We start from the raw sequence: 21,759 nt of genomic DNA, 5'->3' as shown, positions 1-21,759 counted from the left end.
CAAATTTCCTGTAAGCCGTCTTCCGCGGCGCCCCTTGCCTTGCCCACAGACTGGCAAGCCGTTCGGATATATGCGACAAGGATTAAAGATTATCCAGCCGACCAAATTTTTCCACGGCCGGTGAAAGGAATGGCGTTGGATCATTTTGGTACGTGTCCGCCAACCGAATCGACGGCGGCCTATGATCTTCATGGTCCTGCTCTTCCCAATGGTCCGCTGATTGTGTCCGTGCCCCATGCCGGGCGCGACTATTCCCCTGAATTGCTGGCTCTGGCGCGGGTGCGGCCGGAGGTGCTGCGCCGGCTGGAGGATCGCTGGGCCGACATGCTGGCGGTGCCGCTGGTCGCGCGGGGCTATAGCGTGCTGGTCGCCCGCGCGCCGCGCGCGATGATCGACCTCAACCGGCATGAGCGGGAGCTGGATCCGGTGATGGTGACCGGTCTGCCCCGCGACCAGCCGCTGCAGAGCAGCGCCAAATTGCGCGGCGGGCTGGGCCTTATTCCCCGTCGCCTGCCCGGCGCCCTGGAATTGTGGCAGCGCCCCATCCCCTGGGAGGAAGCGCGGCGGCGGATCGAGACGGTGCATCGGCCCTATCATGCCCGGCTGGCACAGATGATGACGGCCGCGCGGGAGCGGCATGGCCATGCCATCCTGATCGACCTGCATTCCATGCCGCCGCTGCCGCCGCCGGCCGCCGGACAGGCTGCCCCGGCGCTGGTGCTGGGCGATCGCTTCGGCCGCAGCGCCGCGACACGGCTGATGATGCTGGCGGCCGATGTCGCGGCCGGGCATGGCGTGCTGACGTCGCAGAACCATCCCTATGCCGGCGATCATCTGATCGAGCGGCATGGCCGGCCGGAGCGCGGTTTCCATGCGCTGCAGCTGGAGGTGGACCGTGCCCTCTATCTCGATGTCACGCTCGACCGGCCGGGGCCGGGGCTGACGCGCATGCAGGGCGTGGTGGCGGCCATTGCCGAGGCACTGGCGAACGAACTGCCGCGCAGCTACGCGATGGCGGCGGAATAGCCTATTCGCCGATCACCAGCCGCGCGCCGGCAAGGCTCAGATGATGGGAATCGAAATAGAGCGGCTTGCCGTCATGGATGATGGCGCAGCGGCGGGCATCGCATAGCCGCGCCATCGGATCGATCAGCGTCACGCCCCGTGCCTGCCAGCGGGCAAAGAGTGCGCGCAGATTATCGGTGCGGGCCTCGATCGTGGCGCGGTCCACGCCCTGCGCCTGCGCAAGATCGCCGGCGCGGGCGAGATGGGCCAGATGGCGTGGCACGTCGAAAGGCTGGGGTGGTACCGGTCCGATCAGGATGACCTGCCGTCCTTCGGCGCGCAGGGCACGGATGGTGGCATCCAGCTTCGCGACGAAGGCGGGATCGTCAAATTCGCCATTGGCCCAGAAGGCGGCGAGATAGACGCGGCGGATGCCCGGATCGGCACGGATGGCTGCAAGGGCGGCCTGGTTGGCGCGGGCGCAGCGGGCATCCTTGGGCGCGTCATAGCCCAGTACCGGCGGGCAACTGGACGTGGTCCGCTCGATCAGGGCGCGGCCTTCTGTCCTGGCCCTGAGCGACAGGACATAGGCCATTTCCACGCCATGGCTGTCACCCCAGAGCAGGGCGTCGGGTCGGACCTTGGCACCGAGAATGCAGGGCTGGGCACCGCGGGCGAACGTGTCGTGGCAGGCCTTGCGCGCGGGGCTGATGTCGGTGCGGCCGGCGGCGAGTTGCAGCACCTGCGGCGCAAAGCGCTGCGGCCAGCCGCCCATCGCCAGCAGCGCCAGCGACAGGAGGCAGAGCAGCGCCATGGCGCCGCCGGTGAACTGGAAGATGCGCCGGGCGGGGATGCGGCGGGCATCGCGGAAGGGACGCTCGACGAAGCGCCAGGAGAGGATCGCGGCGATGAAGGAGGCGGCCACGACGGCGATTGCCGTCCAGCCGGTCAGGGCCGCATCGGTCGCATATTCGGTGAAGACGATCAGCGGCCAGTGCCACAGATAGAGGGAGTAGGAGATGAGGCCCACGCCGACGAAAAGGGGCAGGCTGAGCAGGCGCCCGACGCTGGTGCCCGGCGCGCTGTGCAGCAGCAGCGCCGCGCCCAGCACCGGGGGCAGGGCGGTGATGCCGGGGAAAACGGTCTCGCGCGTATAGAAGATGACAGCGAAGGTGACAGATAGAAGGCCACTCCACGCGAGCGCCTCCCGCAGCCAGCGCGCCCGTGTCGCCGGGATGGCGCCGAGCGCCAGCAGCGCTCCGGCGAACAATTCCCAGGCGCGGGTGGGCAGCAGGTAGAAGGTGAAGCCGCTGGTGTCGCGCTGAAGCGCGATCGCCAGTGCCAGCGAAATCGCGGCGATCGCGCCGACGATCAGGCTGCGCCAATGGGCGGCAAAGCGCGCGACCAGCATCAGCAGGATCGGGAAGCCGATGTAGAATTGCTCCTCCACCGCCAGCGACCAGGTGTGGAGGAGCGGTTTCACGTCGGCGCCGCCGGCAAAATAACCGGTATCGGTGAAGAACCACAGGTTGGAGGCGAACAGCGTGGCGGCGAGCGCGGATTTCGGCACGCCCTCGATATCGCCGGGCAGATAGAGCCAGCAGGCCGCCGCCAGCACGGCCAGGATCATCAGGCTGAGCGCCGGCATGATCCGGCGGAAGCGGCGTTCGTAGAAATGGACGAGCGAGAAGCGCTGTTCATCCACCTCGCGCGCGATGATGCCGGTGATGAGGAAGCCGGAGATCACGAAGAAGATGTCGACGCCGACATAGCCGCCGGAAAAGCCTGGCGCATGGGCATGGAAGAGCAGCACCGGCAGGATGGCGATGGCGCGCAGCCCGTCAATGTCGCGGCGATAGCGACCCGCCCCGATCATGCTGCTTTCCTGTGGTGCCGACCCATGCATGGCGCTGTCCTAGCGCGAAAGCCCTGCGATTTGCTTTACCATTTTGCCGTCGTTGACAGCGGCATGGCGGATGATATGATCCAATGTATATCATAAATGGGTGAGGATCATGCGCGACTACGCCACGGCGGACTTCTACAAGGATGTGGATCTGGTTGATGATCCCCATGCCTATTTCGACTTTCTGCGCGCTCAGGGGCCGGTGACGCGGCTGCCTCATCGCAATGTGGTGGCGGTGACGGGCTATGAGGAAACGGTGCAGGTGATGCTCGACACCGAGCATTTTTCCAGCATCAACGCCGTGACCGGGCCGATGACGGACTTACCCTTCACGCCGCAGGGCGACGACATCGCGGCGGAACTGGAGGCGGCGCGGCCCAAGATCGCCTTTGCCGACCAGATCGTGACGGAAAGCGGCACCCGCCATGCCAAGCTGCGGTCGGTGATCGGCAGCCTGTTCACCCCCAGCCGGTTGAAGGCGCTGGAGCCATCCCTCTATGCGACCGCCGACAGCCTGATCGACGAGTTTGCCGCCGATGGTAAGGTCGATCTGGTGCGCCAATATGGCGGCCCCTACGCGACGCTGGTGATCGCTGACCTGCTGGGCATCCCGGCCAAGGGGCGCGCGGCCTTCCGCGTCCTTCTGGAAGGGGCGGTACCGGCCCAGATCGACGGATCGCCCGAGGATCTGAAGCACAATCCGCTGGTCGGCCTTGGCAAGCATATGTTCCGCTACATCGCCTGGCGCCGCTTCCTGAACCATCCGGCGGTGCTGCCGGTACGCCGGCTGCTGGGCGCGGACACGGAGAAGAAGGACATATTGACGACGCTGGCGCTGGCGAAGTTCCCGGATGGGACGAGCCCGACCCTGGTCGACCTGACGGCGATGGCGGCCTTCTTGTTTGGAGCGGGGCAGGACACGACCAACCGGCTGCTGGCCAACGCCTTCCGCATCATCGCGATCCGGCCGGATATCCAGGCGCAGTTGCGCGCCGACCCCAAGCGCATCCCCAATTTCCTGGAGGAAGTGCTGCGCTATGACGGGTCGGTGAAGAGTGGCGGGCGCATCTGCACGCGGACGACAGAGCTGGGCGGGGTCGAGATCAAGGCGGGGACGACGATCCTGATGTCGCACATGGCCGCCAATCGCGATCCGCGCCGCTTTGATAATCCGGCACAGTTCGACATGGATCGGCCGCGCGCCAAGGAGCATCTGGCCTTTGGCCGGGGCGCCCATACCTGCATCGGCGCGCCGCTCGCCCGGCGCGAGGTGGCGGTCAGCATCGAACGGCTATTGGCGCGGATGGGCAATATCCGCCTGTCCCCGGCCCATCATGGGGCGGGTGATGCGCTGCGTTTCGATTATGAGCCCACCTATATATTGCGGGCACTGCGGCACCTGCATCTGGAATTCGACCCGATCGCGGATCCCGGCTGAACAGGGGGCAGAAGCCGGCTGGACCGGCCCCTCCTTGCGATTCGGAGGGGCCGGTTCCTTTTTCGTCAGGCCGCGGCGCGGCGCTCCTTCAGTTCCTCGTTCAGCATTTCTGCCAACAGGAAAGCCAGTTCCAGGCTCTGCGCCGCGTTGAGGCGCGGATCGCAATGGGTGTGATAGCGATCGGCCAGACCTTCGTCGGTGATCGCGATCGCACCGCCGGTGCATTCGGTGACATTCTGGCCGGTCATTTCGGCATGGATGCCGCCACCGAACGTCCCTTCGGCGCGATGCACGGCAAAGAAGCCGCGCACTTCGGCCAGGATGCGGTCGAACGGCCGCGTCTTGTAGCCATTGGCCGCCTTGATGACATTGCCGTGCATCGGGTCGCAGGACCAGACCACCGAATGCCCCTCGCGCTTCACCGCGCGCACCAGCTTGGGCAGGCCGGCCTCGATCTTGTCATGGCCATAGCGGGTGATGAGCGTGATGCGACCGGCTTCCCGCTTCGGGTTCAACAGGTCGAGCAGGCGCAGCAATTCGTCCGGCTCCAGCGTCGGGCCGCACTTCATGCCGATCGGGTTGCCGATGCCACGCAGATATTCAACATGCGACGACCCTTCGAAGCGGGTGCGGTCGCCGATCCACAACATGTGCGCCGAGGTGTCATACCAGTCGCCGGTCAGGCTGTCCTGACGGGTCAGCGCCTGTTCGAACGGCAGCAGCAGTGCCTCATGGCTGGTGTAGAAGCTGGTGCCGCCAAGCTGGGGCACGCTGTCCGCGTCCAGACCACAGGCGCGCATGAAGTCGAGCGCCTGGCCGATCTGGTCGGCCATCGCCTCGAACTTCGCGGCCCAGGGGCTGCGGCCCATGAAATCGAGCATCCAGCCATGCACCCGGTCGAGGCTGGCATAGCCGCCGGTCGAGAAGGCACGCACCAGGTTCAGCGTCGCCGCCGACTGGTTATAGGCGCGGATCATCCGCTGCGGATCGGGCTCGCGCGCTTCGGGCGTGAAGGCGATGTCGTTGACATTGTCGCCGCGATAGCTGGGCAGTTCCACGCCGCCGATCGTCTCGGTATCGGCCGAGCGGGGCTTTGCGAACTGGCCCGCCATGCGGCCGACCTTCACCACCGGCAGCTTCGAGGCGAAGGTCAGGACGACCGCCATCTGCAGTAGCACGCGGAACGTGTCGCGGATATTGTTCGGATGGAACTCGGCAAAGCTTTCGGCGCAGTCGCCGCCCTGCAGCAGGAAGGCTTCGCCGTTCGCGACGCGGCCAAGATCGGCCTTCAGATTCCGTGCCTCGCCCGCAAAGACGAGGGGCGGAAACTGGCCAAGCTGGGCCTCTACCGAGGCAAGCGCCTCCTGGTCCCGATAAAAGGGCATCTGGATGCCCTTATGCTCCCGCCAGCTTTCCGGCGTCCACTTCGCCGCCACGTCGAGTCTCCTTCACGTCAAAAAAATAGGGGCCGCATCTACGCGCAACCGCCCGGCAGGGCAAGTTTATAGCGGTTGCAGCGCCTCTTTGCGCAAGGATACTATCGATCAGACTGATCGAGCGGCTTTATTTCTGGCAGGGATAGCGATCGTTGAGGGCGATGCTGACCAGCGCCGACGCCGCAGCACCACGCTGATCGGGGTAGCGCTCCAGATAGGCGACGACGGTGTTTTTCACATCCTCGGCCGCCATCCGCTTGGGCCAGCAGACGGTGCGGGCGCGGCCCAGGAACATCTCCTTGCGGATGCCGTCGGTCGCTCCGGCGATATATGCGGTGCAGGCCAGCTTATATTCCGGCGCCTTGTTGCGGCATTTGGCGAGCAGGCTGGAGCCGGTCTCGAACATGTAGATGCCGCCTTCGTCCGATGCGGGCGGTGGCGGCGGAACCTTGCTGGATGATGCGGCGGCGATCGCCAGCAGAAGCGCAAACATGGGGGCGGGGCACTCATATCGGATCGTTGAGGATGCGACGCAAAGTGCCGTCTTTGGGATAGCCTGTCCAACCGGACTGGCCGACATGTAAAACGGACTGGCTCAGTATATGCCGCGGCTTGACGATGGCGGGCGGGCGGGCACTATGGCGCCATGCGCATCGCGATCTTCGGCACCAAGGGCTATGACCGGCATTTCCTGTCGGCCGCCAATCAGGGACATGAATTGCATTTCCTGGAACCCCGTCTGGACGCGGACACCGCGAGCCTGGGCGAAGGGTTCGAGGCGGTTTGCGTGTTCGTCAACGACCGGCTGGACGCAGCCGTGCTGGCCAAGCTGGCGGCCGGTGGCACGCGGCTGATCGCGCTGCGCTGTGCCGGCTATAATAATGTCGATCTGGTCGCGGCGGCGGATCTGGGGCTGACGGTGGTGCGGGTGCCGGCCTATTCGCCCCATGCGGTTGCGGAATTCACCGTCGCGTTGCTGATGGCGCTCGACCGGCGCATCCATCGCGCCTGGGCGCGGGTGCGGGAAAATAATTTCGCGCTCGACGGGCTGATCGGTCGCAACCTCCATGGCCGGGTGGCGGGCGTGATCGGCACCGGGCGGATCGGCGCGCTGGTCGCCCGCACGCTGAAGTTGGGCTTTGGCTGCGAGGTGCTGGCGAGCGATGTGGCGGAAGACCCCGAGTTGCTGGCGATGGGCGTGCGCTACGTGTCGCCGCGCGACCTGCTGGAACAGGTCGATATCGTCTCGCTCCATTGCCCGCTCACCCCGGATACGCGCCATATCATCAATGCCGACGCGATCGGCCGGGCGCGCGATGGACTGGTGATCGTCAATACCAGCCGCGGCGCGCTGATCGATACGCAGGCGCTGGTGGCGGGGCTCAAGTCGCGCAAGATCGGCGGTGTCGCGCTCGACGTCTATGAGCAGGAGGCGGACCTGTTCTTCGAGGATCTGTCCAACGAGATCATCGAGGATGATCTGTTCCAGCGGCTGCTGACCTTCCCCAATGTGCTGGTCACCGGGCATCAGGCATTCCTGACCGAAGAGGCGCTGGCCAGCATCGCCGAGACGACGATGGCCAATATCAGCGATTTCGCCGCCGGTCGTCCGCTTGCCAACCGGGTCGATCCGCAAGCGGCTATTGCCCCACGAGGATGAACGGCGCCCAGACATAGGGCTGCACCGCGTCCGGCTTGCCGGACCGGATCAGCTTCAGCATCGCCCGTTGCAACGCCACCCCGCGATAGGCGCCGCGCCGGTTGGCCTTGACCGTCTCGACCGTGATGAAGGTGCCGGCATCGTCCCGCACCGGCCAGTGCGACACCAGCAGGGCGCCGGCGCCGGCATAACGAAATGCCTGGGCCAGGCCGGAATAGGTCGGCGCCTGGGCGCTGCTGCCGGCTGCGGTGTTGCACGCCGACAGGATCACCCAGTCGGCGCCGATCCGCATCTGCGCCACTTCCGATGCCGTCAGTATCCCGTCATTGCCGGAATCCGTATCGGGGGGCGACAGCAGCAGGGCCGGCTCGTCCAGTCCCTCCATCTGGCCGCCGACCAGCCCATGGGTGGCGAACAGCATGACCGAATAGGGGCGCAGGTCGCTGGTGCGCAGGATCGCCTCGCTGGCGTTCGCGCCGATCAGCAGCCGGGCATGATCGGGGCCGAAATAGCGCGCGACCGATCGCAATTCCTCGGCCGATCCGGGCAGGGGCGGCAATTGCGCCAGCGTGGCCGCGCCGCCGCCGCGCTGCTTGAGGGCGATCGCCTGCGTCTCCTGCGAAAAGGGCAAGGGCGCGCCGATGCCCAGCATCCGGTCATCCTGCGCCGCCAGCTTTTGCGGCACGACCGGGCGGAAGCCGCTGTCGATCCGCAGCGCATAGCGCCGGATCAGCCAGGCTGTGTTGCGGTCGATATGCTGCACCGGCCTTTGCGGCAGCATGGCAAAGGGCAGGGCGGCGAAAGCGCCGGTCGGCACGACCCGCAGGCGCTGCGCCTTGCCCAGCGCGGCCTGGACATCGGGCGTGAAGATCTGGGTGTAGAGGATATGGGCGCCCTCCTGGTCGAAGCCGGTGGCGCTCAGCGATGCGCGCAATCGCGCGATCCGGCCGACCAGATCGGCACGCGTCTCCTGCGCCCGGATGATGGCGGTCCGTTCGCGGCTGACGGCCAGGATATAGACGCCGTCAAAGGCAGGCGTCACCGCCAGCAGCGCCTCGTCTTTCGCCAGATTGGCTTGCAGCGATGTCAGGTCGGGCAGGGCGCCGCCGCGCGCCTCCAGCCATCGGGGGAAGTCATGGGCGATCGCGGTGCGGTCGGCATCGACCTGTTTGGCGAGCGTAGCACGGCTGGCGCGTGCGGCGGGCACCCCTTCGTCGCGGGCGAGCGCCTGCAGCAACAGGCTGTCGGCGGCCTGCAGCGCGCGGGTCCGGTCCTGCAGCGCACGGACCCGGTTGCCCAGTGCGGGGTCGTCCACCATCCGCTGCGCGACCAGATGATTGGCCTGGACGATGCCCGACCCGGCGAGCAGGGCCATCGCGTCCATCCCCAGCCCGGCATCGCGCGCCTGTGTCGCGATCGCCAGCACGCTGTCCAGCGCGGCGCGCTGATCCTCGGTCAGGGCGCCGTCCTCCTGCAGGCTGAGGCTGGTGCGCAGCAGTGCGATCAACCGGCAGGCCGCATCGACGCTGTCGCCGCCATTGGCCCAGGCGGACAGCATGCCGGCATTGGCGATGGCGAAGCCGGGAAGATTGTCGAGCTGGCGGGTCTCCCGGTCGAAATCGGCGGCGGCGGCGCGCGCCTCGTCCATCCGGCCGGCCTGGATCAGCGCCGGGATCAGAAAGGGATAGACGCGCTGCCCCATGTCGCGATCCTCGGCGCTGCCGGTGCGGCCGCGGGCCAATGCAGTCTGCAGCCGGCCGATCGCTTCATCCCTGCGTCCCTGGGCGAAGGCGGCGACGCCGGCAAAGGCCAGCGCGCGTGCGGACTGCGGACTGGTGTCACCTTCGATGTCACGAAAACCGCGCTCGGCCTCCAGGAACAGTGGCTCCGCCTCGTCATAGCGTTCCAGCGGCAGCAGCAGATTGCCGAGATTCTGCAGCGCGAAGCCAAAGGCCAGGCTCTTCGTGCCGCTGGTCTCGCGCTTGATCGCGATCGATCGTTCCAGATAGGCGAGGCTTTCGTTGCGCCGCCCGGTGCGCGAGAGCAGCAGGCCCAGCGCTTCGAGCGCGCGGGCATAATTGGGATGCTTGCGATCGACATGGTCGGTCGCGGTATCCACCGCCAGACGGGCATAGATTTCCGCCTCGGCATCGCGATCCGCGCGCGAGAGCATCTGCGCATACATATAATAGGCGCCGACCGCGTCCGCGCTGTTCTGGCCGCTGGCGGCGACCCGCGCCTCCATGCTGCGGCGCTGCGCCTCGACCGCCTCGCTGTTGCGGCCAAGCCGGGACAGTGCCTGGGCATGGGCGAAGGCGATGTTGGATTTCAGCATCATCGCCGATTCATCCAGCGCCTTGGGATCGGTGCGGGCGAAATAGCCGTCGATATATCGGCTCGCTTCAGCCAGCGTCTCGACCCCGGCGCCGATCTGGTTCAGCGTGACCTGGACATAGCCTTTGATCGACAGGCCCTGCATCCAGTAGATCGGATAGGCATTGCGGAAGGGCGACAGCAGGGCAAGGCCGCGGTCCGCATGGGCCAGCGCGTCGGGGTTGCGACCATCGATCTGGTCCATCGACGACAGGTTGATGAGCGCGACGCCCGCCAGCGGATGGGCCTGGCCCTGCACCTTGCTGTGGGATGCGGCCGTTTCGAGCGCTGTCCAAGCATCGCGCGTCTTCTGCGACATGGACAGGGCATAATCATCGCTCTCGAACAGCGCGTCGGCCTTGTCCTCCAGCGCGTAGAGCCGGGCATAGCGCGGATCGTCGGTGCGGAAGGCGGGCGGCGCGGCGGCGGCAGCGGGCAGCAGCGCGGGGCCGGCCAAGGCCAGCAGAAACGCGCCCGCGCGCGCGGAAAACAGCATGATGCGCCCCACTTTTCTCGACCCGATACCGTCTTGGGTCGAACCCAGGACGGCGTCAAGCCATCAGGCGAGCGTCAGGCGCCAGTCCCAGCGCAGCGGATCGCCGTCCATCACCTCCACCCCGCGCGCGATCAGCGCGTCGCGTATCTCGTCCGACAGGGCGAAATCCTTCTCGGCGCGGGCGGCGGTGCGGCGTTCCAGTTCGGCCTCGATCTCCTCGGGCGTGATCTGCGCATCCTTGGGCTGCACTCGCAACTCGGCGCGGGTGAGGTCCAGCAGGCGCAGGCCCAGCGCCTGGTCGAAGGCGGCGATCAGGCACAGCTTCTCGTCGACCGGCACCTTCTTCATGGCGATCGCTTCCTCCAGCAGCGGCAGCGCGCGCGGCGTCATCAGGTCGTCGGCGATCGCGGCGTCGAACTGCTCCAGCAGCGGCACCAGCTTGGGGTGGAGATTGGCGCGCAGATAATCGAGCGTCACCGACTGCCAGGTGATCCCCTCGGCCCGGCTTTTCAGCCCCTCGACGCCCATGACCAGCCGCTTGAGGCGGGTCAGCGCGGCGGCGAGATTATCGGCGCTGAACTCCAACTCGCTGCGATAATGGGCGCCCAGGCACAGCAGGCGGTAGGCGATCGGATGCACGCCGGCGTCGACCAGGCTGAACAGGGTGGTAAAGCCGCCCTTCGACTTGCTCATCTTCCCCTGCCGGTCGACCAGGAAATTATTGTGCATCCACCAGCGCGCACCGGTGAAATCGGGCTGCGCATCCGTGCAGCCGCAATAGGCCTGGTTCTGCGCAATCTCATTGGGATGATGGATCTCGCGATGGTCGATGCCGCCGGTATGGATGTCGAACGGCTGGCCCAGGCGCGCCTGGCTCATGACCGAGCATTCCAGATGCCAGCCCGGCGCGCCCTTGCCCCAGGGGCTGTCCCATTCCATCTGGCGCTGCTCGCCCGGCGGCGACTTGCGCCAGATGGCGAAGTCGCTCGGGTTGCGCTTGCCCGCCACCGGATCGATGCGGGCATGGGCGGCATCGTCGCGACCGCCGGCCAGCGCACCATAATTGGGCACGGTCGAGCTGTCGAAATAGAGGCCGCTGTCCAGTTCGTAGCAATGGGCGTCGGCGATCTTCTGCGCAAATTCGATCATCTGCGGCACATAGTCGGTCGCGACCGTCCATTCGCTGGGCGCCATGATGTTGAGGTCGGCGATATTCGCCTTGAAGGCTTCGGTATAATGGGCCGCGATGTCCCAGATGCTCTTGGCGCTGGCGCGGGCGGCGGCCTCCATCTTGTCGTCGCCGGCATCGGCATCCGACGTCAGATGGCCGACATCGGTGATGTTGATGATCTGGGTAACGTCCAGCCCCTTCCACAGCAGGGTCCGGCGCAGCGTGTCGACGAACACATAGGCGCGCAGATTGCCGATATGGGCATAATTATAGACGGTCGGGCCGCAGCTATAGACGCGCGCATGGTTGGGCTCGATCGGCGCGAACGGCTCGATCGACCGGGTCAGGCTGTTGAACAGGCGCAGGGGCGCGTCGCTATGCTGGTCTTGGCTCATGGCGCCAGCCATGTCGCGAGACGGCGCGATCGTCAACGGGGCGTGCCCCTCAAAAAAGCGCTTGAACTTGACCTTGGGTCAAGCGGTAGCAAGGGGCATGACCGATATATTGGATATTGCCGCCGTCGCCCGCGCCACCGGCCTCACCAGCCGGGCGCTGCGTTTCTATGAGGCGCGCGGGCTGATTGCGCCGCTGCGCACCGCGTCGGGGCGGCGCCTGTTCGGCCCGGCCGAGCTGGCGCGGCTGCACGAATTGCTGGCGCTCAAGCGGGCGGGGCTGAGCCTCGCCCAGATCAAGACTTTGTTCGACGGCCGGCCGATCGACCTTGGTGCGCTGCTGCGCGCGCAGGTCGTAGCGATCGACGCGCAGGCGCAGGAACTGGCGCAGGCGCGCAGCCATCTGGAAACCGCCTTGTCCCGCATCGACCGTGGCGAGCCGCTCGATGCCGCGACCCTTTGCTCGCTGATCCGCAGTGGAGAAAGCATGACCATGCAAGAAGAATGGAAGGCGGTCAGTGGCCGCTATATCAGCGCCCAGGCCGAGGCCGATTTTGCCGAGACGATGCCCAACATGCCGGGCGATTTCGATCAGGCGGCCTATAGCGCGCAATGGGCGGACCTCACCGCCCGGATTGAGGCGGCGCTGCCGCTCGATCCGGCGAGCCTAGAGGCAGGGGCCTTTTATGACGAATGGCAGGCGCTGCTCGCGCCGTTCACCGCCATCGCCACGCCGGCGATGATGGAGGGGGTGACGCGAATGTACGATCATGTCGACGAGTGGAAGGACGAGCGGCAGCCGCCCTTCGCATCGGCCGTGTGGGACTTCATCCGCAGCGTCGGCGCGGCGCGCCGAATGTAATAAATTGTTGCTTGGGCGGTGGCGCCTTGCGCGATCGTCCGGGCGACCCGATATTGGCTGTGCGGACCGGGCCCCTCTGGCGACATGGATCTCTTCCCCCTTGATCCAGGTCGCGATGTCGGACCGCATCGGGTGCGCCCGGTGCAGGTTTTGTGGCAATTCCCCCCTCTTTTTGCCGCAGGAGACCGCACCGGGCTCACTCGAACCACATTTATGATGGAGTGAGTGAAGCCGTGAACAATCCCGTACGCATGCCGGGCTATGGTGCCAGCCAGACGGCGCAGACCGATGCTGGCCTGCGCGCGCACATGCTCGGCGTTTTCCGCAACATGGGCATCGGGCTGGTCATCACCGGCCTGGTCGCCGCCCTGGTCGGCAATACCCCGGTGCTGGCCGCGGCCATCTTCGGCACGCCGCTGAAGTGGGTCGCGATCTTCGCGCCGCTGGCCTTTGTCTTCTTCTTCAGTTTCCGCATCGACAAGATGACGACGGCTGGCGCGCGCACCGCCTTCTACGCCTTCGCGGCGGTGATGGGCGTGTCGCTGGGCAGCGTCTTCCTGGTCTTCACCGGCGGCAGCATTGCCCAGGCCTTCTTCTCGGCGGCGGTGATGTTCCTCGCCATGGCGCTGTGGGGCTATACCACCCAGCGTGACCTGACCAAGATGGGCAGCTTCCTGATGATGGGCCTGATCGGCATCGTCGTCGCCAGCCTGATCAACATCTTCATCGGCTCGTCGGCCATGGGACTAGTGATCTCGATCATCGGCGTGGTGGTCTTCACCGGCCTCACCGCCTGGGACGTGCAGCGCATCAAGTCGGAATATTTTTATTATGCCGGCCATGAGGTGGCGCAGAAGATGCAGGTGATGGGCGCGCTGTCGCTCTACCTCAACTTCGTCAATCTGTTCCAGATGCTGCTGAGCCTGACCGGCGAGCGCGAATAAGCATGCGGGACCAGGCCACCGTGTCGGCCATGCTCTGCCCGGTCTGCCATGTGGGGCTCCACATGAGCGACCGGCAGGGGGTGGAGATCGACTATTGCCCGCAATGTCGTGGCGTCTGGCTCGACCGGGGCGAACTCGACAAGATTATCGAGCGTTCGGTTCAGCCGGCCCCGGCCCCCGCCGCGCCGCAGATGAGCTACCGCCCGGACCGCGAATATCGCGACGACGGGCGGGGCTATCCCAAGAAACGCCGGAAGAGCTTTCTGGAAGAGCTGTTCGATTGAGAAAAAGGCCGGTCCCGATGGGGCCGGCCTTTTTCGTTGGAAGGGGGAAGAAGAGAGATCCCAGCCTGGGCTGGGATGACGGCAGTGGATAGTGGTTCCTATACTCCGTCATGCCAGCGAAGGCTGGCATCCCACTTCCTTCTGGCGCCGCGCTTCAGTCCATGTGCAGCGTATCGAATAAATCCTGCCATTTGGGATTGATGCTTTCGATCAATCGCACCTTCCACTCGCGCTTCCACGCCTTCATCGCCTTTTCGCGAGCGATGGCGTCGATGATCGTTGCATGCCGCTCGGCATAGACCAGGCGATCGAGAGCATATCGGCGACAGAATTCCGAACCGGTCCCGTCGCGATGCCGCATGGTCCGATGCGGCAGGCTGGACGTCACGCCGACATACAACACGCCATAAGCGCGGTTCGTCATGATATAGACCCAGCCCCCCGTCATGGCGGCGATGCTGCGTCAAAAGGCAGTGAGATGCCAGCCTTCGCTGGCATGACGAACTATGAATTGTTCCCTAGCAGATATCCACCGATGAACCACAGCGAGGGTAGCAGCCAAACGAACGCCAAAGGCCAACGACGATGTTTGCATGCAAACCAAACAACAAAGGGAAGCGATAGTATCCATGCTCCCCCGAGCAGAATGATGAAACCGGCTAAATCCATGTGAGCCAAATCAATGCGCTGCGCCCCAGCTTGGGCCGGTGCCGATTTCTACGCCCAGCGGCACGCTGAGCGTCACCATCGGTTCGGCGGCGCTTTCCATGACCTGGCGGATCACCTTGCTGGCGGCTTCGACATCGGCTTCGGGCAGTTCGAACACCAGTTCGTCATGTACCTGCAGCAGCATGCGCACACGCGGCAGGCCGGCGGCTTCGAGCGCCGGGCCCATGCGCGCCATTGCCCGCTTGATGATGTCGGCGCTGGTGCCCTGGATCGGCGCGTTGATCGCGGCGCGCTCGGCGCCCTGTCGTTCGTGCTGGACCGCCGCCTTGATGCGCGGGAACCAGGTCTTGCGACCGAACAGGGTTTCAGTGAAGCCGTTGGCGCGCGCCTTTTCCAGCGTCTCGTTGATATAGACGCTGATGCCGGGGAAGCGCTCATAATAGCGGCTGATCATGTCCTGCGCTTCGTCGGCGCTGATTTCCAGCCGACCGGCCAGGCCCCAGCGCGAAATGCCATAGAGGATCGCGAAGTTGATCGTCTTGGCGCGGCCGCGCGTGTCGCGATTGACCTCGCCGAACAATTCCATGGCCGTGCGGTTATGAATATCCTCGCCCTGTTCGAACGCGTCCTTGAGCGCGGGCACGTCGGCCATGTGCGCGGCCAGGCGCAGCTCGATCTGGCTATAGTCCGCCGCCAGGATGACATTGCCGGGTTCGGCGACGAAGGCATGGCGGATCTGCCGGCCGATCTCGGTGCGGATCGGGATATTCTGCAGGTTGGGATCGGTCGAGGACAGGCGGCCGGTCTGGGCGCCGGTCAGCGAGTAGCTGGTATGGACCCGGCCGGTGTCGCGGTTGATCTGCTGCTGCAGCGCGTCGGTATAGGTCGACTTGAGCTTGGAAAGCTGGCGCCATTCCAGCACCAGCCCGCAAATGGCGGAGCCTTCGGCCTTGAGCTTCTCCAGCACGGTGACGTCGGTGGAATAGGTGCCGCTCTTGCCCTTCTTACCGCCTTTGAGGCCCATCTCGTCGAACAGCACGACGCCCAGCTGCTGCGGCGATCCGATGGTGAAGGGGTGGCCGGCGAGTTCGTGGATTTCGGCTTCCAGGCCGGCGATCGACTGCGAGAAGCTGCCCGAGAGACGGGACAGGGCTTCGCGGTCGACCTTGATCCCCTGCCGCTCCATGCCGGCCACCACCGGGATCAGCGGCCGATCGACCAGCTGATAGACCCGCGTTGCGCCCTCGGCCGGCAGGCGGCCCGACAGCTTGTGCCACAGGCGCCAGGTGACTTCGGCATCCTCGGCGGCGTAGGCGGTGGCCTTGTCGAGCGGCACATGGGCGAAGCTGATCGCCTTCTTGCCGGTGCCGGTCACTTCCTTGAAGCTGATGCATGTGTGATTGAGGTGGACGCTCGCCGCCTCATCCATGCCATGGCCGCCCAGCGACTTGCCGGCGTCGAGGTCGAAACTCATCACCATCGAATCGTCGATTGGCGTCACCTCCAGCCCGACGCGGGCGAGGACGTTGAGGTCATATTTGATATTATGGCCGACCTTGAGCACCGCATCGTCGGCGAGCAGGGGCTTGAGCAACCGGATCGCATCATCGAGCGGGATCTGCTGCGGCACTTCGCCGAACATGTCGTCAGCGGAGCGATGGGCGAGCGGGATGTAGCAGGCGCGGCCCGGCCCGGTGGACAGGCTGATGCCGACCAGGCCCGATTCCATGCTGTCGAGCGCATCGGTCTCGGTATCGACCGCGACCACGCCGAGCGCGCGGGCTTCGTCGATCCAGACCTGCAGCGCCTCGACCGTGGTGACGGTTTCATAGAGGGCGCAGTCGATCGGCGGATGCTCGACCTCGACCACGGGAGGCGGCGGTGGCGCGTCGGCGCTGCCGGTCGCCGCGGCCGTGCTGGCGACCGCAACCGTAGCGGCCGGCGCGCCCAGGCGGTTGAGCAGGGTCTTGAAGCCATGATGCGACAGGAAGGCCTGCAGCGGCTCCTTGGGAATGCCTTTGAGCGTCAGATCATCCAGCGGTTCGGGCAGGTCCATGCTGTCATGCAGCGCGACCAGCCGGCGCGACAGCCGCGCCATGTCGGCGTGGGCGATGAGGTTTTCCTGCATCTTCGACTTCTTCATCGCAGGGGCCGCGTCCAGCGCCGCTTCCAGCGTGCCATATTCGGTGATCAGCTTGGCCGCGGTCTTGGGGCCGATGCCCGGCACGCCCGGCACATTGTCGACGCTGTCGCCCATCAGCGCCAGCACGTCGCCCAGTTGCTCGGGCAGCACGCCGAACTTGCCCATGACATAGTCGGCGCCGCGCCGCTCATTCTTCATCGTGTCGTACATGTCGACGCCGGGCTGGATCAGCTGCATCAGATCCTTGTCGGAACTGACGATGGTGACATGCCAGCCGGCGCGCACGGCGGCCTGGGTATAGCTGGCGATGATGTCGTCCGCCTCGAACCCGGCTTCCTCGATGCAGGGGAGCGAAAAGGCGCGGGTGGCGTCGCGGATCATCGGGAACTGGGGCACCAGATCCTCGGGTGCGGGCGGCCGGTTCGCCTTATACTGATCATACATGTCGTTGCGGAAGGTGTGGCTGCCCTTGTCCAGCACGACCGCCAGATGGGTCGGCCCTTCGGCCTTGCCCAGCTCCTCGGCCAGCTTCCAAAGCATGGTGGTATAGCCATAGACCGCGCCGACCGGCTGGCCATGCTGGTTGGTGAGCGGCGGAAGCTGGTGATAGGCGCGGAAGATATAGCCGCTGCCATCGACCAGATAGAGATGATTCTGCTGAGACATGGGGCAGGGGATAGCGGGGATTGGCGCGCCGCTCCAGTGCCCGACGCTCCTGTATCCGCACTTACACGCCGCCGCTCTCGCCGCTGGCCGGGGCGGTCACTTCGTCGGCGCGCCGGCGGCTCAGCAGATGGCCGACCAGCAGCACTGGCATCAGCACGGCCATGCCGATGAAGATCGCCATCAGCCGCTCGACGCCCGGTTCCAGCACCAGCTGGTCATACCGGTCGGGCACCAGCATCACCAGCACGGCCAGGGTGAACTGGGTGCCGACATAGCGATGGGTCGGATCGCCATTTTCCAGATGCCGGCCCAGCATCACGCCGATCGCGGTGGCGCCGAGCAGCAGCGCCATATTGTCGGCACCCGCGACCAGGAAGAAGGCCGCGAACAGGGCGCCGCCGATGCAGCCGATCATGCGTTGCAATATGCGCTGGCTGACCGGGGCGAGGCCGCTCGACCCGATGCCGGTGACCGGCAGCAGCATCACCGCCATGATCATGATCGCGCCCTGCGCCAGCGCGGGTACGGGAATCCAGGCATTGAGCGCCACCAGCAGCGCCAGCGCCACGCCGGCCTGCAGCGCGTGGCGCAGTGAATCCCCGTGCCAGCCCGCGCCGGTCGCGGCGGGCGTGCGCTTGGCCGGCCAGCGGCGGCGCAGGGTCAGGGTGGAGGCGAGGCTGACGATCAGGCTGGCGGCGATACCGGCGAGCGTTTCGAGCACGCGGGTCTGGACGAATTCGGGCAGGGCGATCGCAGGATGCTCGATCTTGTCGAGCACGACCATCGCATAGGTCAGTCCGAAGAAGAGCCAGGCATAGGAGCGGCGCGAGGTGATCGCGGCATAGAGGCTGATCGTGCCCATCAGCGCCAGCGCCGCGGCGGCGGCGGGCCGGTAGCCGACGATGAAGGGCGCGCTGCCCAGCGCGATCAGGCCGCCCGCGACCGTGCCGACAATCCGCAGCACGCCGCGCGCCAGCGTCTCGGCGGCATGGCCACGCATCACCATATAGCCGGCAAAGGCGGCCCAGGAGACATGGGTGGCGCCGAGCAAATGGGCGAGCAGGATCGCGCCCAGCACCGACAGCGCACATTCCAGTTCATCGATGGTGCGCGGCGTCACCCGGTCGAGCAGCGAGGAAAAGGGGCGCGGCATAGGAACTTAGTGCCGCAGCGGGACAGCAAAGGCCAGTGCGGGATATTTGCTGCTTCCTATCCGTTTCGTTGCGCTGGAAACGGATTGGGAAGGGGAGGGCATGTGATGCGGGCATGGGGCGCAGCGATGCTGCTGGCGATGGCGGCGCAGGGTGGCGTAGCCTGGGCGCAGGACGCGCGGGAATTCTGCGCCGACCGGCCGGGTCTGGACACGCCGCCCTGCACCATGGCGCCGGGCAAGGTTCAGGTCGAACTGGGGCTGGGCGACTGGACCCGCGAGCAGGATGCGGAGAGCCGCATCGACACTGTGAACTTCGGCGACGCATCGTTGCGCATCGGCCTGACCGACAGCATGGAAGCGCAACTGGGCTGGACCGCCTTTGGCCATGTGCGCACGCGCGATCGGGTGACCGGCGCGGTCGAGACGGACAATGGCATCGGCGACATGCGCGTCGCGCTGCGGCAGAATCTGCGCAATCCGGATGGTTCGGGCTTCTCGATCGCGGTCATGCCCTATGCCAGCCTGCCGACCGGCGGCGACGCGATCGGCGAGGGTGATTGGGGCGCCGGGATGCTGGTGCCGATCAGCTATGATCTGGGCCAGGGTTTCAGCCTGCTGGCAACGCCGGAAGTGGATGCGGCGGTCGATGAGGATGGCGATGGCCGGCATCTCGCCTATGGCAGCGTCGCCGGGCTGGGCTTCGACATCAGCGACAGCCTGTCCGGATCGATCGAGGCGTCGCTGATGCGCGACGATGATCCCGACGGCCATGCCACCCAGGCGCTGGCCGGCCTGTCGTTGGGCTGGCAGGCGGGCGACGACATGCAGTTCGACTTCGGAGGCAATCTGGGCCTCAACCATGACAGTCCCGACACCGAACTCTATGTCGGCGTGGTCAGGCGCTTCTGATCCTTAGAGCATCCTCCGATTAGGGTGAATCGGAGGATGCTCTAATTTTCTTCAGAATGCTCTAGCGCTTCTCGTGATTGGCGACCACGGCGCGCGACACGGCCTGCATCAGCTGCCAGCGTTCGGGGATCGACACGGTGGTGCTGCCGATCATCACCGCAACCGCATAGCTGGTGCCGTCGGGCGCGGTCATGATGCCGACATCATTGTAGCCCGTCGATCGCGGCGGCAGATCCTGCCCGGTGCCGGTCTTGTGCATATAGGTCCAGCTATGGGGGACGCCGCCCTTGATCCGTTGCGGTCCGGTCTTGGCTTCCTCCATGAAGTTCATCAGCACGCGGGCCGATGCGGAGGACAGCATGTCGCCTTCCTTGAGCTTGGCCAGCGCCTGCACGATCGATGCCGGCGCCGCGCCATCGGGCGGGCTGGCGAGATAATTGTCGAGCGCCTTCTGCCGGACCGACATGGGCAGCGCGGCGCGGGCGGCGTAGAAATTGCGGCCGATCGAATAATCCTGCCGCCAGTCCAGACCGGCGGTGGTCGACTGCAGCAGCCGTTCGCCCGGACCGAAGCGGATATTGGCGATGTGGCGGCGCGCCAGATAGCCGCGCACTGCGTCCGGCCCGCCGACCGCGCGCAGCAGCGTGTCGTTGGCGGTATTGTCGCTCTGCGTCATCGCGCGGCGCATCAGGTCGGAATAGGTGGTGGTCCAGCCGCCTGATCCCACCATCGCCGCGCTCGGCTGGTGGAACAGGGTCAGATCCTTCTTCGTGATGGTGGTCGAATCGGCGAGGCGGATCTTGCCGCGATCGACCGCGTCCAGGAAGGTCATCGATACCCACAGCTTCGACACGCTCTGCTGCGGGAACAGGGCATTGCCATTATAGGCGACGGTCCAGTCCGCCCCGACCCGGCGCACCGCGATGCCGACCTTGCCACGGAAGCTCTGACCCAGATTCTGGATCACGCTGACGAGAGCGGGCGAGGGCTGCTCGCGCTGGTCGATATCCTTGAACGGGGCGGGGGGATTGGCGACCTGCTTGATCGGCCAGGTGTTGGTCGTGGGCTGCACCGTCTGGCGCGGCGGATTATTCGGTCGCGCGCTGCTGGCCTGGGCACCCGGCTGGGGTGGCGCGCCGACGCAGGCGGACAAGGCAACCACCGCAAGCACAAGGCGCGACGAGACGCGCCTGCTATCATTCGAACTCATCACTAACCCCGCACTTCAAGCCGTTACAAGGCGCGGCGACCCGCATTGTAGGCAAGGACGATGCGACGAATGATTCCACAATTGCGATGTAAGGAGTCTGAACGGCGGAACGGCGCTCAGTTGCGGTTCAGCGGCGAGGCGGCAATAGGGAGCGGATGACGGATGGACTGATGGATCGACGCGGCCTGCTCTGCGGCGCGGGCGCACTGGCGGCGGGATGGGCGATGCCGGCACTGGCGGCAGGCTTTGCTTCGCGGCGGATCGCGGTGACGGTGCGGGGCAGTGGCCGGGACGTGCTGCTGATCCCCGGCCTTGCGAGCGGTCCCGGCATCTGGAACGGCGTGACGGGGCAGATGCCGGGCTATCGCTGGCATCTGGTCCATGTCCGCGGCTTTGCGGGGCTTGCTGCCGACGCCAATGGCAGCGGGCCGGTGGTGCAGCCGGTGGCGGACGAGATTGCCCGCTATATTGCCGCCGCGGGACTGCGGCGAGCGGCGGTGGTCGGGCACAGCATGGGCGGCACGCTGGCGATGATGCAGGGCCTCAAAGGCCTCGCCAGCCGGGTGATGGTGGTTGACATGCTGCCCGCCGGCGCGGCGATGGTCGGCGGCACCGCCAATGGCATGGGTTATCTGGCCGACCAGCTCAGCCAATATTTCACCGGCACCGCGGCCGGGCGCCGCTACCTCGCCCAGATCGTCGCGCAGGCGCCGGGGGCGGAGGGCAGCAATCCGGAGGTGATCGCTACCGCGCTGCGTGACCTGGCCAATACCGATCTTGGTCCTCAGCTCGGCCGCATCGGGGTGCCGATGTCGGTGGTCTACGCCGTCGGCGCGGACCAGGCCCAGTCGGTCGAGATCACCCGCCGCTTCCGGGCCGCCTATGCGGCCAAGAAGGACGCGAAGCTGCTGCCGATCGGGCCGAGCGGCCATGTCGTGATGGCCGACCAGCCGACCCGGTTCAACGCGGCGCTGGGCAATTTCCTCAAGGGCGTTTGACCTCGATCAAAGCGCCGGTCTGGATCGGCGCTAATTTGGTCGGC

General features: G+C 66.1%; 17 protein-coding genes. 8 read left to right on the top strand and 9 right to left on the bottom strand.

The features are described 5' to 3' along the window. The first annotated feature begins 129 nt into the window (after nucleotides 1-129). Nucleotides 130-1,026, top strand: a complete 897-nt coding sequence (locus CG471_RS06985) for an N-formylglutamate amidohydrolase (protein WP_180275630.1) — start codon at nucleotides 130-132, stop codon at nucleotides 1,024-1,026. Between the two features lies 1 nt (nucleotide 1,027). Here CG471_RS06985 and CG471_RS06980 read toward each other — a convergent pair whose 3' ends face one another. Continuing rightward, a complete protein-coding gene (locus tag CG471_RS06980; RefSeq protein ID WP_099231357.1) occupies nucleotides 1,028-2,881 on the bottom strand; it encodes an acyltransferase family protein in 1,854 nt (617 codons plus the stop codon). A gap of 139 nt (nucleotides 2,882-3,020) precedes the next feature. Between CG471_RS06980 and CG471_RS06975 the strand changes: the two genes are divergently transcribed. Further along, nucleotides 3,021-4,349, top strand: coding sequence for a cytochrome P450 (locus CG471_RS06975; protein ID WP_004208140.1), 1,329 nt, complete (start codon nucleotides 3,021-3,023; stop codon nucleotides 4,347-4,349). A 65-nt stretch (nucleotides 4,350-4,414) separates the two neighbouring features. Here CG471_RS06975 and CG471_RS06970 read toward each other — a convergent pair whose 3' ends face one another. Further along, a complete protein-coding gene (locus tag CG471_RS06970; protein ID WP_004208138.1) occupies nucleotides 4,415-5,785 on the bottom strand; it encodes a class II 3-deoxy-7-phosphoheptulonate synthase in 1,371 nt (456 codons plus the stop codon). A 127-nt stretch (nucleotides 5,786-5,912) separates the two neighbouring features. Further along, nucleotides 5,913-6,278, bottom strand: coding sequence for a Rap1a/Tai family immunity protein (locus CG471_RS06965; RefSeq protein ID WP_099231356.1), 366 nt, complete (start codon nucleotides 6,276-6,278; stop codon nucleotides 5,913-5,915). Between the two features lie 153 nt (nucleotides 6,279-6,431). Between CG471_RS06965 and CG471_RS06960 the strand changes: the two genes are divergently transcribed. Then, the gene (locus CG471_RS06960) at nucleotides 6,432-7,445 is read left to right on the top strand and encodes a 2-hydroxyacid dehydrogenase (RefSeq protein ID WP_004208136.1); all 1,014 of its coding nucleotides are present in this window, start codon (nucleotides 6,432-6,434) and stop codon (nucleotides 7,443-7,445) included. Here the strand turns inward: CG471_RS06960 and CG471_RS06955 are convergent. Both CG471_RS06955 and cysS read right to left on the bottom strand, forming a co-directional pair. Next, entirely contained in the window at nucleotides 7,426-10,314 is a 2,889-nt protein-coding gene (locus tag CG471_RS06955) for a CHAT domain-containing tetratricopeptide repeat protein (RefSeq protein WP_099231355.1), read from the bottom strand. The genes CG471_RS06960 and CG471_RS06955 overlap by 20 nt on opposite strands. Before the next feature lie 63 nt (nucleotides 10,315-10,377). Next, complete coding sequence (gene cysS / locus CG471_RS06950; protein WP_099231354.1) at nucleotides 10,378-11,892, bottom strand: cysteine--tRNA ligase; 1,515 nt, start codon at nucleotides 11,890-11,892, stop codon at nucleotides 10,378-10,380. A gap of 85 nt (nucleotides 11,893-11,977) precedes the next feature. Here cysS and CG471_RS06945 point away from each other — a divergent pair, with 85 nt between their 5' ends. From CG471_RS06945 to CG471_RS06935, 3 genes are all read left to right on the top strand, one after another. Beyond that, nucleotides 11,978-12,739: a MerR family transcriptional regulator gene (locus CG471_RS06945; RefSeq protein ID WP_099231353.1), complete on the top strand. Its 762-nt coding sequence runs from the start codon at nucleotides 11,978-11,980 to the stop codon at nucleotides 12,737-12,739. Nucleotides 12,740-12,990: 251 nt separating this feature from the next. After that, the gene (locus CG471_RS06940) at nucleotides 12,991-13,683 is read left to right on the top strand and encodes a Bax inhibitor-1/YccA family protein (protein WP_159368029.1); all 693 of its coding nucleotides are present in this window, start codon (nucleotides 12,991-12,993) and stop codon (nucleotides 13,681-13,683) included. 2 nt (nucleotides 13,684-13,685) lie between these two features. Then, nucleotides 13,686-13,967 carry a zf-TFIIB domain-containing protein gene (locus CG471_RS06935; RefSeq protein WP_017503181.1) on the top strand — a complete coding sequence of 94 codons (282 nt, stop codon included), beginning with the start codon at nucleotides 13,686-13,688 and terminating at the stop codon, nucleotides 13,965-13,967. Between the two features lie 154 nt (nucleotides 13,968-14,121). On the opposite strand, the gene CG471_RS06930 is transcribed toward CG471_RS06935, so the two are convergent. The 3 genes from CG471_RS06930 to CG471_RS06920 all read right to left on the bottom strand — a co-directional run bounded on the left by CG471_RS06930 (nucleotide 14,122) and on the right by CG471_RS06920 (nucleotide 18,598). Further along, nucleotides 14,122-14,415, bottom strand: coding sequence for a GIY-YIG nuclease family protein (locus CG471_RS06930; RefSeq protein ID WP_099231351.1), 294 nt, complete (start codon nucleotides 14,413-14,415; stop codon nucleotides 14,122-14,124). Between the two features lie 231 nt (nucleotides 14,416-14,646). Further along, nucleotides 14,647-17,445 carry a DNA polymerase I gene (gene polA / locus CG471_RS06925; RefSeq protein WP_099231350.1) on the bottom strand — a complete coding sequence of 933 codons (2,799 nt, stop codon included), beginning with the start codon at nucleotides 17,443-17,445 and terminating at the stop codon, nucleotides 14,647-14,649. A gap of 61 nt (nucleotides 17,446-17,506) precedes the next feature. After that, nucleotides 17,507-18,598 (bottom strand): FUSC family protein, encoded by a 1,092-nt coding sequence (locus CG471_RS06920; protein WP_099231349.1) that lies wholly within the window; start codon nucleotides 18,596-18,598, stop codon nucleotides 17,507-17,509. A 105-nt stretch (nucleotides 18,599-18,703) separates the two neighbouring features. On the opposite strand from CG471_RS06920, the gene CG471_RS06915 reads away from it, so the two are divergent. Then, the gene (locus CG471_RS06915) at nucleotides 18,704-19,507 is read left to right on the top strand and encodes a transporter (RefSeq protein WP_099231348.1); all 804 of its coding nucleotides are present in this window, start codon (nucleotides 18,704-18,706) and stop codon (nucleotides 19,505-19,507) included. A 61-nt stretch (nucleotides 19,508-19,568) separates the two neighbouring features. On the opposite strand, the gene CG471_RS06910 is transcribed toward CG471_RS06915, so the two are convergent. Then, nucleotides 19,569-20,717, bottom strand: a complete 1,149-nt coding sequence (locus CG471_RS06910) for a serine hydrolase (protein ID WP_037517655.1) — start codon at nucleotides 20,715-20,717, stop codon at nucleotides 19,569-19,571. Between the two features lie 155 nt (nucleotides 20,718-20,872). Here CG471_RS06910 and CG471_RS06905 point away from each other — a divergent pair, with 155 nt between their 5' ends. Further along, nucleotides 20,873-21,715, top strand: a complete 843-nt coding sequence (locus CG471_RS06905; RefSeq protein WP_099231347.1) for an alpha/beta fold hydrolase — start codon at nucleotides 20,873-20,875, stop codon at nucleotides 21,713-21,715. The last annotated feature ends 44 nt before the right edge of the window (nucleotides 21,716-21,759 follow it).

Origin of the sequence: Sphingobium sp. IP1 (assembly GCF_002708645.1) — a bacterium.
Lineage (GTDB): Bacteria > Pseudomonadota > Alphaproteobacteria > Sphingomonadales > Sphingomonadaceae > Sphingobium > Sphingobium yanoikuyae.
The sequence above is the reverse complement of the archived record's forward strand: the minus strand, read 5'-3'. Positions and strand labels throughout refer to the sequence as shown.